11 protein-coding genes are annotated in these 13111 nt (G+C 44.0%); 3 read left to right on the top strand and 8 right to left on the bottom strand.

Annotated elements, in window-relative coordinates; genetic code table 11:
- The first annotated feature begins 125 nt into the window (after positions 1-125).
- Complete coding sequence (locus tag MHM98_RS00555; protein WP_239437050.1) at positions 126-3158, top strand: FAD-binding and (Fe-S)-binding domain-containing protein; 3033 nt, start codon at positions 126-128, stop codon at positions 3156-3158.
- Between the two features lie 28 nt (positions 3159-3186).
- Positions 3187-3729, top strand: coding sequence for a DUF1285 domain-containing protein (locus MHM98_RS00550; RefSeq protein WP_239437049.1), 543 nt, complete (start codon positions 3187-3189; stop codon positions 3727-3729).
- A gap of 14 nt (positions 3730-3743) precedes the next feature.
- Here MHM98_RS00550 and MHM98_RS00545 read toward each other — a convergent pair whose 3' ends face one another.
- From MHM98_RS00545 to cspD, 8 genes are all read right to left on the bottom strand, one after another.
- Positions 3744-5756, bottom strand: a complete 2013-nt coding sequence (locus tag MHM98_RS00545; protein WP_239437048.1) for a bifunctional diguanylate cyclase/phosphodiesterase — start codon at positions 5754-5756, stop codon at positions 3744-3746.
- A gap of 85 nt (positions 5757-5841) precedes the next feature.
- Positions 5842-6891, bottom strand: a complete 1050-nt coding sequence (locus MHM98_RS00540; protein ID WP_239437047.1) for an amino acid dehydrogenase — start codon at positions 6889-6891, stop codon at positions 5842-5844.
- Between the two features lie 172 nt (positions 6892-7063).
- Positions 7064-8215 carry a cupin domain-containing protein gene (locus tag MHM98_RS00535; protein WP_239437046.1) on the bottom strand — a complete coding sequence of 384 codons (1152 nt, stop codon included), beginning with the start codon at positions 8213-8215 and terminating at the stop codon, positions 7064-7066.
- A 75-nt stretch (positions 8216-8290) separates the two neighbouring features.
- Positions 8291-9661: an adenylosuccinate lyase gene (gene purB, locus MHM98_RS00530; RefSeq protein ID WP_239437045.1), complete on the bottom strand. Its 1371-nt coding sequence runs from the start codon at positions 9659-9661 to the stop codon at positions 8291-8293.
- Between the two features lie 24 nt (positions 9662-9685).
- Positions 9686-10312, bottom strand: coding sequence for a high frequency lysogenization protein HflD (hflD, locus tag MHM98_RS00525; RefSeq protein ID WP_239437044.1), 627 nt, complete (start codon positions 10310-10312; stop codon positions 9686-9688).
- Positions 10313-10314: 2 nt separating this feature from the next.
- Positions 10315-11427, bottom strand: a complete 1113-nt coding sequence (mnmA, locus tag MHM98_RS00520; protein WP_239437043.1) for a tRNA 2-thiouridine(34) synthase MnmA — start codon at positions 11425-11427, stop codon at positions 10315-10317.
- Between the two features lie 175 nt (positions 11428-11602).
- Positions 11603-12274 (bottom strand): rRNA large subunit pseudouridine synthase E, encoded by a 672-nt coding sequence (locus MHM98_RS00515; protein ID WP_239437042.1) that lies wholly within the window; start codon positions 12272-12274, stop codon positions 11603-11605.
- 94 nt (positions 12275-12368) lie between these two features.
- Positions 12369-12581, bottom strand: coding sequence for a cold shock domain-containing protein CspD (gene cspD / locus MHM98_RS00510; protein ID WP_239437041.1), 213 nt, complete (start codon positions 12579-12581; stop codon positions 12369-12371).
- A 210-nt stretch (positions 12582-12791) separates the two neighbouring features.
- Here cspD and clpS point away from each other — a divergent pair, with 210 nt between their 5' ends.
- The gene (gene clpS, locus MHM98_RS00505) at positions 12792-13106 is read left to right on the top strand and encodes an ATP-dependent Clp protease adapter ClpS (RefSeq protein WP_239437040.1); all 315 of its coding nucleotides are present in this window, start codon (positions 12792-12794) and stop codon (positions 13104-13106) included.
- Positions 13107-13111 lie beyond the last annotated feature (5 nt).

Raw genomic sequence — 13111 nt, 5'->3', positions numbered from 1 at the left:
AACTCCAATATTGAGATTATCGCGCGCGATATTTTGATGAATAAAATATCGCGCAAACACTGCACCAAAGGGCACTTCGTGCTATATTGCCTGCCATTGTTTTTTTGCCTGTATTCGACATTCTTATGCTACCCAAACTCAGTATCGAGCAACAACTTGCGCCTAATTACTTAAAATATCTCAATACGTTACAACAAAAAGGTTTTAGCGGTGATGTTGAAACTAGCTATGGCGCGCGTTTGGCGGTAGCAACGGATAACAGTGTTTATCAGAATTTACCACAAGGGGTGATATTCCCTAAGGGCACAGATGATTTAGAAATCGCCTTAACACTTGCCAACGAGGCTGAGTTTAATGACTTAACCTTCAGCCCGCGCGGTGGCGGCACAGGCACAAATGGTCAGTCACTCAATAATGGTGTGATTGTCGATATGTCCCGTCACATGAACAATATTCTTGAGATTAATGAGCAAGAAGGTTGGGTACGTGTTCAAACAGGTGTGGTTAAAGATCAGCTAAATGCGTTTTTAAAACCTTATGGCTATTTCTTCTCGCCAGATTTATCAACCTCTAATCGCGCAACGCTAGGTGGGATGATTAATACCGATGCCTCGGGACAGGGCTCGCTGGTTTACGGTAAAACCTCTGATCACGTATTAGCACTCACCAGCGTGTTAATGAATGGTGAGCGTTTAGATACCAATGTGATGCCAACAGAGCAAGCACGTGCTGGTGGTGAATCAACAGCGCAAAACTTAGTTAAGCAGGTGGCTGATATCTGTCATGATAATCGCCAGCTGATTTTAGAAAAATTCCCACGCCTTAATCGTTTCTTGACGGGATATGACTTAGAGCATGTTTATAACGATGAGTTAACCGAGTTTAATTTAACTCGCATCCTCACCGGCTCTGAAGGTTCATTAGCCTTTATTAGTGAAGCAAAGCTTAACCTAACGCCGATTCCCAAGCTGCGTACCTTAGTTAATATTATTTACGATAGCTTTGATTCGGCGCTGCGCGATGCGCCAAATTTGGTGAAAGCCAAGGCGACATCAGTGGAAACTGTTGATAGCAAGGTGCTAGGCCTTGCTAAGCAGGATATCGTGTGGGATACCGTGAGCGATCTTATTCCGCAGCGCGATGACAAGATTACCGATGGCCTTAACATGGTGGAATACGCCAGCAATGACAGCGAAGAGCAGGCGCGACTGTTAGATATTCTCGCCAAGCGTCTCGATGAGGATATCGAGCAAGAACGCGGCGGTATTCTCGGTTATCAGGTATGTAGTGAACTTGGTGAAATTAACCGCATTTACGCGATGCGTAAAAAGTCGGTGGGGCTGCTTGGGGCAACTAAGGGCTTTAAGAAGCCGATTGCCTTTGCGGAAGACACCGCGGTACCGCCAGAGCAATTAGCGGACTTTATCGTCGAGTTTCGCGCCTTATTAGATTCTCACGATTTACACTACGGCATGTTTGGTCATGTCGATGCGGGGGTGTTACATGTACGCCCTGCGATGGATATGTGTGATGAGGTGCAAGAGCAGCGCCTTGTGGAAATCTCCGATCAAGTCGTCGCCTTAACGGCTAAATATGGCGGTTTGATGTGGGGGGAGCACGGTAAAGGTTATCGCAGTGAATACGGGCCTGAGTTTTTCGGCGCAGAATTATTTGAAAAGCTGCGGGTGATAAAAGGATTATTCGATCCTAATAATCGCTTAAACCCTGGCAAGATTTGTACGCCATTAACCGGCGATCATGAGCTAGTAAGAGTGAGTGACATTAAACGCGGCACCTTCGATCGCCAAATTCCGGTTACTATTCGCGAAGATTTCATGCCAGCCATGAGCTGTAATGGTAACGGTCAGTGTTTTAATTTTGATGTAAATTCGCCGATGTGTCCGTCGAGTAAAGTGACACGAGACAGACGTCATTCGCCGAAAGGCCGTGCTGGTATGGTGCGTGAATGGTTAAGACTGCTCAGTAATCAAGGCATTGACCCAGTTAAGCTAGAGCAGCAAGATTGCAGTGCATCGGTGTTTAGTAAGATCAAAAACTCGTGGTTTAGCAATTCAAGCGATGATTTTTCCCATGAAGTGATGGAAACCATGAAAGGCTGTCTGGCTTGTAAAGCCTGTGCTAGTCAATGCCCAATTAAAGTGGACGTGCCAAGCTTTAGAAGTCGCTTTATTAATTTGTATCATCAGCGTTACCTACGCCCGCTTAGCGATCACGTGGTGGCGAATGTTGAGACTAGCAGCGTGTTAATGGCTAAATTCCCACGCCTGTCTAACGTATTAATGACTAATCCATTATCGAGCTTTGCCCTTAAAAAGACCGTGGGCATGGTGGATTCACCAGCTCTGTCAGTACCGAGTTTACAAACTCGCGTTGCAAAGCGTTTTGATAAATTTGATTTAGCTATCCTAAAAGCCATGAGCGTCAATGAGCGTGAGAAAGTCGTGCTGGTGGTACAAGATCCTTTCACCAGCTTTTACGATGCCGATGTTGTCGAAGGGCTGATGAATGCCATTCACAAGCTTGGTTTCTCCCCGATGTTATTGCCGTTTAAACCCAACGGTAAGCCTGCGCATGTGAAAGGCTTCTTAACTAAGTTTGCCGCAATGGCCAAAGATGCGAGTACGTTTTTTAATGAAGTGGCTGCGCTAAATGTGCCACTCGTGGGTGTCGACCCATCACTCGTTCTATGCTATCGCGATGAATACCATCAGGTCTTAGGCGATAAACGCGGTAACTTTAAGGTGCAGTTATTCCAAGAGTGGTTGGTACCGCAATTAGCAGATCTTGAAATTGCTAGTATCAACGACAAGATTGATTATCAGCTATTTGCTCATTGTAGTGAGAAAACGGCGGTAACTTCTACTCACGCCGATTGGATCAAGATATTTACTCACCTTGGCCTTAAGCTAACTTCGCAAGAAGTGGGTTGTTGCGGCATGGCGGGTACTTATGGTCATGAGGTGAAGAACTTAGAGAATTCAGAAAACCTTTATGGTATGAGTTGGCAGCCTAAAATCGCTAAAGCTGATAATACGCAAGTACTTGCGACGGGATATTCGTGTCGTAGTCAGGTTAAACGTTTTGATGCCTTTAAGCCGCTGCATCCAGTACAAGTGATTGCCAATGCGCTAAGCTAGATAATAGCGCAGCTGAAGGGGATAGAATATGAGCTTTGATTTATCTAAATTTACCAAAGACATTGGCGTTGAAACGACTGCGACGTTATCAGGTGAGGCATATCCCTTAGAAAAATGGTCACCGCAAAGCTGCGGCGCCATGGATATGCAAATTAAAGCCAACGGTGAGTGGTGGCACAATGGTAGCGAAATCAAGCGCGATAAACTGATTTTACTTTTTAGTAAGGTGTTGTGCGTGGAAGAGGGCGTTCATTGTCTGAAAACACCGGTGGAAAAAATTGAGATTGAGGTGGAAGACGCTGCCTTTATGGTGGTTGACTATCAGCTCGATGGCGATCAATTGAAGCTAGTCACTAATATTGGCGATGTGGTTGTTGTGTCAAAAGACTACCCACTAACTCTCGATGATGAAAAGCTTTACCTTGGATTATGGCGCGGCCTTAAAGCGAAAGTTAATCGCAACGTGTATTACGATTTGGTAGAGCTTGCCCTATCACAAGGTGGTGAAGAGGATAACGCTTTGTGGCTCACCACCGAAGGTGAGCGCTATTGTTTAGGGCAATTAAGCTAGGTGTTAAATAACGGCTAACTTGATTTGGGCATCGATAAGATATTATCGCCGCCTTTAGGTAAGAGTTTGGTAAACAGTGTCAACTTTTCAAACTCTTCGCTGTTAACTGGGCGGGAATAGTAAAATCCTTGTGCCAATAAATTTGGGTAGCGCAACATCATTTCTCGTTGGTGCTGACTCTCAATCCCTTCTGCTACAACTTTTAATCCCAGTTTACTCGCCATGGCAATGGTTGCTTCAATAACCACGTCACTACTATCGATATCATTAATAAAAGAGCGATCTATCTTAAGCGCGTCTATTGGCAGTTTATGGATGTAGGATAGCGATGAATACCCTGTACCGAAATCATCGATACAGACGCCTACGCCGCGCTTGCTAATGGCTTTTAAACGTTTAATAACTTGCTTGATATTTAGTAAGAAAATCGATTCTGTTAGCTCTAGTGTGAGTGAATTAGCAGGAAATCCCGTTTGCTCAAGAATGTCATCGAGGGTATTAATAAAATTATCATTGAGCTGAATTGCCGAGACATTCACCGATAGCGTTAGCGGCTGACCAGTACGTTGTTGCCACATCAGGCATTGCTCACATGCACTGCGCAAAATCCACTGACCGATTTCATTCATCATCCCCGAACGCTCTGCTTCGGCGACAAACTCTTGCGGTGGTACGCGACCCAATGTCGGACTGTCCCAACTCAATAGTGCTTCCATGCCCACCAAGGTGTTGCTTTTCATATTAACGATAGGTTGGAATAGCGGAATTAATTCTTTAAAGTTAAGGGCCTGCTTAAGTCCTTGTTGAATTGCAGAGCGGCGCTGGATTTCCAAACTCATTTGTTGTGCAAAGCTGCAATAGCTCTTTGAGCCACGCTCTTTCGCTTTATGCATCGCTGTGTCCGCGTACATAATCAGATCCGTTGGCTCTTTGGCATCCAGCGGATAATTTGCTGCACCGATACTGGCGGTGATCTGAATGCTATCAATCTTTTCAATTGGCTCTGAAACGATGTCTAAAATCATCTGGCTTATGGCATCAACGGATTGGCTGTCTTGTTGCTTAGGTACAACAACGATAAATTCATCGCCACCAAAACGGCAGGTTTGATAATTATCGGGAAGATGCATCACAAAACGCCGGGCAATTTCAATGAGTACCTCATCGCCAGCGCTATGGCCAAGATTATTGTTAACCAGCTTAAAGGCATCGAGATCAACTAAGAACAGATAAAAAGGCTGTTCCTTATGGCATTGTTCGATAAGGTAGTCGTTAAACCCATAGCGATTCAATAGGCCAGTTAACTGGTCATGATAAGCCAAATGGCGATAGGTTTGCTCTTTGAGCTTGCGCTCGCTGATATTCTCTTGGCTGACAATATAATGCTTCTCGGGCATTAGCTCTTTGATATGAAAGTTGTACCAAGCGATAACACCGCGGTTGATGGTTTGACGTTCGAATTCCACATGATGGCTGCTTCCCATCTTCTGTTTGAGTTCGTCAATTTCCATTTCAATGAGCTCTTGTAAAGAGATTGATTGAGTATCATAGGTTTGGCCAAATCGCATGTTGCCACTTAGTAACTGACCGTTAGCGTCAAATAATGACTGAATGGTGTTATCGAGCGCAAAATGAGTATCGCGTTCAACCTCATCGCGATCAATAAGGGCTTCGCAAAGCAATAGATTATCAGTGTCGTTATTACTGATATTGGAAAACCGAATATAGACTTGTTTGGCAATATTTTGCGGATACAGTGTCCACCAACTTTTGCGCGGCTTTGTGCGACTTTCTTTCGCTAGTTGTTTGATGCTGTGTTCGATAACTTGCGACATATCTTCAGAGAGATCGCGCTCTAACAGCGGGTTATCGTGACTGTCGTTCCACAACGCTAAGGCTTGTTTATTGGCCCAGCAAATTTGAAATGCTTCAACATCATAGATCCACATCGGGGTTGTCACATGGTTAAATGTGTCTAATTGATTGGGGGGAATTGTACTCAATGATGCTAATCGGTTATTGTCCATAATGCTCTTTTTGAAGACTTCCATAGCTATTAACTATAGGGAAGAAAGGGGCATTAGACAATAACCAATTAGTAAAAAAGGACTGCTAAATTGATCTTGATTCGGCTTTTTTATTAGCAATAATGCTGCGCGCTAGCTCGTCGGCAATGATACTTGTTTGGCAAGCTTTGCTATCGGCTTCTTGGAAGATATCGAGCAGTGTATTATAAATGCGTTTTACTTTGGCAGTAGATTTTGCTTCATCGTAATTATTGTCAAAAGAGACATTGATAATACCACCAGCGTTAATCACGTAGTCAGGCGCATACAAAATGCCTTTTTGACGTAGCATTTCACCGTGATGGATTTCTGCAAGTTGGTTATTGGCACAGCCAGCGACAATGCTTGCCTTGATAATATCAATAGTTTGGTCGTTGATTGTTGCGCCTAAGGCACAGGGCGCGTAAATATCAACGTCTTGATGATAGATTTCATCAAGACCAACGATGGTAGCATTAAACTCTTGCGCAACCTTAGCTAACGCATCTTGATTTAAGTCTGTAACCACTAATCGCGCGCCTGCTTCATGAAGGTGGCGACATAGGTGATAACCCACATGTCCTAAGCCTTGAATCGCCACCGACATGCCTTGCAATGAGTCTTTACCCATTTGATGTTTAACCGCTGCTTTAATGCCTAAGTAAGTGCCCAATGCGGTAAATGGTGATGGATCACCGCTTTTTCCTTCAAGACCGGCCATGTAAGGAGTTTCTTGATGAGCAATCATGATATCTGAGGTGTTAATGCCAACATCTTCAGCACTGTAATAACGACCGCCTAGACGATGAATTGAACGGCCAAAGGCGCGGAATAGTTCTGGGGATTTGTCTTTCTTAGCATCGCCAATAATGACTGATTTACCGCCGCCCATTGCAAGACCTGCAACGGCGTTTTTATAAGTCATGCCCTGAGAAAGGCGCAACACATCAGTAATGGCTTCTTCGTCACTGGCGTAGTTCCACATACGGCAACCACCAACGGCAGGCCCTAAGGTCGTGTCGTGAATCGCAACAATAGATTTTAATCCACTTTCTTCGTCACTAAAGAAAGCAACGTGCTCATGATTGTCAAAAGACGGTAAGTTAAAAACAGCCACGTTAGTTCTCCTAAAAAGCTGTAAACGCTTTAGTCTTCATGCCAAAGCGTTGAATTGTTATTATCGAGGGCAAGATAGCACTGTCTTATTTGCAGTGGCTAGCGACGGAGAAATAAAAAGCTCTCTCCATGGTGTAAAGAAAAATTTATAGCTAGCTACTTAAGGAAAAAACTTATTCAGCCTCGTTAAAATACCAGTAGCCCTGATTAATAAGCTCGGTCATTAACTGGCTAAACTCGTCGTTCTCTAGCCAAGGTGCTAGCTGCTCGTGCGTAACAAAGGTATTGTCGGCAAGTAAAGTCAATGGCTCATGTAACTGCGGACTCACACTGTATTTTTCACCGTCGATATAAATAGTGCCTTTGGCCCACTCTTGTGAGAAGTACAAACAACGTAATCCACCTAAGCGATAGAGTGGCTGCTCGGTTAAAATATCGATGATTTCATCTGTCTCAAAGGGCTCAATATCATCATCGATAGCGAGCTCATGCTTAGCCGCAGAGAAAAACTCACCGTAGAATTCGGTCAAGCGCTGCTTATCATTAAGCATATCTTTGAGACTAGCGGTTAGCTTTTCTATGTCGTTATTATCGATAAGTCCCGGCGTGCTGGTGGCTTGGCGCTCAGGATCCACCACCATATCTTTACCGAGTTGATTGTCGATAATGTAGTCGGCAAAACCGCTAAACAAATGCGACTTGGCGATGGTTCTAAAGCCAACTGAAAAACTCATCGACGGCTCGATAGCCACCCCTTGGTGTGGAAAACCGGGAGGAATATATAAAATATCGCCAGCTTCTAACTCGGCATCGATGATTGGCGCAAACGCCTCAACGTGGAGCAGTGCTTCATTGGCTACCACTTCTTTAAGTTCATCGTTGCTGCCTACCTGCCAGTGGCGTTTACCGCTGCCTTGAATAATAAATACATCGTAATTGTCAACGTGAGGGCCAACTCCACCGCCTGGTGTTGCAAAGCTCACCATGACATCATCGATACGCCAGTTTGGCATAAAGCGAAATTCGCTGAGAAGGGCATCGACGTGTTCGTCCCAATGATCGACACCTTGAATAAGCAGTGACCAGTTTTTATCGCCTAGATGATCATAGCTCTCAAATGGACCGTGCTCTGCTTGCCACTCACCATCTTGCTGTGACACAAGGCGTGACTCTGCATTAGGCTCCATCGCTAAACCTGCTAGTTCATCAGGCGTGATTGGATCGTCAAAATTCTCGATGCCACCGCGAATAAGTACGGGTTTCTTTTGCCAATATTCATCGAGGAATTGCTGACGGGTGAGGTTGTTTAAATTTACGTTGTACATAATTTCGAATCTTAATCAAAAAAGGCAATGATACAGTTAATGCACCATTGCCTCATTTAGGTTGCTTAGAAAAACTTAAGCGATGTCGTCAACAAAAGCGATAGCGCGGCCGATGTAGTTGGCTGGCGTCATGGCTTTAAGCTGAGTTTTCACTTCTTGTGGAAGTTCTAGTTTGTCGATGAATACGGCTAAGTCTTCACTGTTGATACGCTTACCACGAGTTAACTCTTTTAGTTTCTCATATGGTTGCTCAATCGCGTAACGGCGCATTACGGTTTGCACAGGCTCTGCTAATACTTCCCAGTTCGCGTCTAAATCAGCAAGCAGTGCTTCGCGGTTTAGCTCTAATTTGCTTAGACCTTTTAAGGTTGATTGGTAAGCAATAACACTGTGTGCTAAGCCAACACCTAGGTTGCGAAGTACGGTTGAATCAGTCAGGTCGCGCTGCCAGCGAGAAACTGGTAATTTCTGTGCTAGGTGCGCCATGATAGCGTTACCTAAACCTAAGTTACCTTCTGAGTTTTCAAAGTCGATTGGGTTTACTTTGTGCGGCATGGTTGATGAGCCGATTTCACCTTTAACGGTTTTTTGCTTGAAGTGACCTAGACAAATGTAACCCCAGATGTCACGGTCGAAATCTAACAGAATAGTGTTAAAGCGCGCAACGGCGTCAAATAACTCGGCGATGTAATCATGTGGCTCGATCTGCGTAGTGAATGCATTCCAAGTTAGACCAAGTGATGTAACAAATTCTTGTGAGAACTGGTGCCAGTCAACTTCTGGGTACGCACTTAGGTGAGCATTGTAGTTACCTACAGCGCCATTGATTTTACCTAGTAACTCAACGTTTTTAATTTGCTCTACTTGGCGAGCAAGACGCTGATGGACATTGGCAAATTCTTTACCCATAGTCGATGGTGATGCCGGCTGACCGTGTGTACGAGATAAAAGCGGCGCGTCTTTGTATTCAATCGCTTGTGCTTTGATTTCATCAAGTAGTTGATGGGTGTATGGCAAGATAACGTCGTTAACGCCAGCACGTAGCATTAGTGCGTGTGATAGGTTATTGATGTCTTCTGACGTACAGGCAAAGTGAATAAATTCGCTAACTGCGGCTAATTCACTGTTATTAGCAACACACTCTTTAAGGAAGTATTCAACGGCTTTTACGTCGTGATTAGTGGTGCGTTCGATTTCTTTACAACGCGCCGCGTGCGATTCGTCAAAATTGGCAACGATGGCATCTAAAAACGCGTTTGCTTCGTCACTAAATGCCGGAACCTCTGTAATGGCAGGCGTTGCTGCAAGCTTTTGTAACCAACGTACTTCAACTTCGACACGGTATTTGGTTAGACCAAACTCACTAAAGATACCACGAAGTTCTTTAGTCTTACTTCCGTAACGACCATCAACTGGAGATACTGCGGTTAGGGCAGAAAGTTCCATGAATAATTCCTCAATAACGATGTTTTAAAATTGGGTTAATTGCTGTTTCGCTGATTTGACATAGGCCTTGCGACTAAAGAACAAATGACGGCGTTTGCCGCCGACTTGTTGCCATAGAATCGCGGCGCGCACACCAGCGAGTAAAAGGGTTCTAATTTTCTTTTGATTGAGCGGCTGCTGCAAATGCGTTGGCGTACCAGCCACGTGGATTTTTCCACCTAATGGGCTAACGATATCGCTGTAGATACTGGCAAAGTTACTAATGACCGCCTCGTCATTAATTGTAAAATGATGCAGTTGGCGCTTAACTTGATCAATACGCTGACTCATCATGGCTAGCGCATTGTCGTTGCGAAGTAATTTGCGGCTAAGTGAAATAATACCTGCAATGTATTTTGTCACTTCGATACTACGGCCTTCGCCAGAGTCTGATAGTTGTTTAATGAGAGTGTCTAGGCCAGCCGCTAGATCTGACACAGGCTCATAAATATCCATAACTGTTTCAGGATCAGTGCACACTAAACTGGCAACGCAAACTTGCCATTGGTCGCTATCAACGACGCCGCGTCTTGCAACATCGTTGGCCATCTTGGCACATTGTGCAATAGCGGCAAATGCGAGCGCTTGGTTATCAATAGAATAATTCGCCAAGATTAATCCCTAATTACTTCATCGATAATTGCGCCGCCTAAACAGACTTCACCGTCGTAGAATACGGCTGATTGGCCTGGTGTGACAGAGCTTTGTGGCTCGTCAAATATAACGCGTACTTGGTCTGGACCGGCAGGATAAACAGTACACGGAATATCGGTTTGACGATAGCGCGTCTTCACCGTTAGTTTGGTGATTTGTTGCGGGCCTTTGCGATCTGTCCAATGTGTTTGGCTGGCTAGTAAGCCATTTGAAAATAGTCGCGGGTGGTCACTACCTTGACCAACGATAAGCACATTGCGCTCGACGTCTTTGTCAACCACATACCATGGTGCTTCACCGTGATTGGATAAACCACCGATCTGTAAGCCTTTACGCTGGCCCAATGTGTGATACATCAAACCATCGTGTTTACCAATTTCTTCACCTTCACAAGTTTCAATCACGCCTGGTTGCGCCGGCAGGTATTTGGCTAAGAAATCTTTGAATTTACGTTCGCCAATAAAACAGATACCCGTAGAGTCTTTCTTGTTGTGAGTCACTAAACCTTGATCTAGCGCGATTTGGCGTACTTCTGGTTTGTCTAGCTCACCAACAGGGAACAGGGTTTGTGCAACGTGCTCGCTGCCAAGTGTATAAAGAAAATAACTTTGATCTTTATTGTTATCTAAACCGCGTAATAATTGCCATTGACCGTCAACTTCACGACGGCGCACATAGTGACCCGTTGCGATATAATCAGCGCCTAGCGCTTCGGCTGCGAATTCTAGGAAGGCTTTGAATTTGATTTCTTTATTACAAATAATATCTGGGTTTGGCGTGCGGCCTGCCTTGTATTCTTCAAGGAAATATTCGAAAACATTATCCCAGTATTCAGCGGCAAAGTTGATGCTGTGTAATTCAATACCGAGTTTTTCGCACACCGCTTGGGCGTCTTTTAGATCTTCAGCCGCAGAGCAATATTCATCCGTGTCGTCTTCTTCCCAGTTCTTCATGAACAAGCCTTCGACCTGATAGCCTTGCTGTTTGAGTAAATACGCTGATACAGATGAGTCAACACCGCCGGAAATTCCGACAATAACTTTTTTAGATGCGTTGCTTGCGTTGTCTAACATTAAAACCCTGCTGAATGTGATAGAAATCACTTAAAAAGCTCAATTAGAAAAAATAGTGTGACGAGCTTAACAAATGATTGGCGTTTTTCGGGCGCAAATTCTATCACAAAGTTTTTTAGCTGGGTAGGCGAAAGGACGATAACTTATCCCATTATTAGCGCCTATTAATAGTGGACTACTTCGAGCCTTTAAGCTGTCGCCATTGACCATTGTCTAAACCGTCAATGGTCCAGTCACCAATGCGATAGCGAATAAGTCGTAGGGTTGGGTGACCAATGTGCGCTGTCATACGACGAACCTGTCGGTTACGTCCTTCGCTAATCGTAATTTCTAACCATGTCGTTGGGATAGATTTACGCTCACGAATAGGGGGATTGCGAGCCCATAAACTGGCGGGTTCACTGATGATTTTAACTTGTGCAGGGCGGGTCAGTCCGTCTTTAAGTACAACGCCGCGGCATAACTGCTCAACAGACTCATCAGACGGTACGCCTTCTACTTGCACCCAATAAGTTTTCTTCATCTTATTCTTAGGGTGTGTAATTTTCGCCTGCAATTTACCATCGTTGGTGAGTAATAACAGTCCTTCGCTGTCGCGATCGAGTCTGCCTGCGGCGTAAACTTCTTTTATGTCTATAAAATCAGCGAGTGTTTGGCGGCCGTCATCGCCACTAAATTGGCATAACACATCAAAGGGTTTGTTAAACAAAATGACCTTTTGTTGATTTTTGCTTATTAATTCTTTAGTACCAGACGACGATTTAGAGATTTTAGCGCTTTTAGCACGCAAATTAGTGTTGTTTTTAGGCTTGCGATTTAGGGACAAACGTCCTCGAGATTGTGACATTGAAGAAGATGAATTAGATCAGAATAGGGCCATTGTAACAATAGCCCTATGAGATGGGAATGCTGGACATTCCCAATGGGGTAAATAAGGGATTTTATTGACTTTCGATCGGGCTGATCTTCTCAGCGTGGGCGCCTTTGGGACCACTTTGTAACTCGTAGTTTACTTCCTGTCCCGCTTTTAAGGTGCGGTAACCTTCCATTTCGATCACCGAGTAGTGAGCGAATATATCTTCACCGCCGTTATCTGGGCAGATAAAGCCAAATCCTTTTGCATTGTTGAACCATTTCACAGTGCCTGTAGCCATAATAGCAATTCCTTCTGTTTTCCTGTTATTCCTAATCAACCTAAATAACTGCGAAATTTAATATAAATCTATTTAAGCTTGGATTTTTATACGAATTTAATACTAAAATAGTTAAACAAAATGTTTTTTCAGTCAAGCGATAATTCGTTTTTTTTGATAAAATCTCTTTGATTTTTCCACACATATTATAAAAGAGTCTAAGATTAAGTTATGAGTCAGTTTAATGATAATGAATTAGTGCTTGAAAAGGATGCTGAAAAACAGGCATTAAAGCCGCCATCGCTATATAAAGTTGTCTTAAATAACGATGATTATACGCCGATGGATTTTGTCATTGATGTGCTTAAAGTTTTCTTTAATAAAACCGACGAAGTAGCCTATCAATTGATGATGCAAATCCATCAAGAAGGGAAAGCAACATGTGGTACATATAGTGCCGACGTTGCAGAAACTAAGGTCAGCCAAGTGAATGATTGTGCACGTGAAAACGGTCATCCACTATTATGTACTATGGAAGAAGTATAACCGCT

Origin of the sequence: Psychrobium sp. MM17-31 (assembly GCF_022347785.1) — a bacterium.
Taxonomy (GTDB): Bacteria; Pseudomonadota; Gammaproteobacteria; order Enterobacterales; family Psychrobiaceae; genus Psychrobium.
Note: the sequence above shows the minus strand (reverse complement) of the source record. Positions and strands in the feature narration are given on the sequence as shown.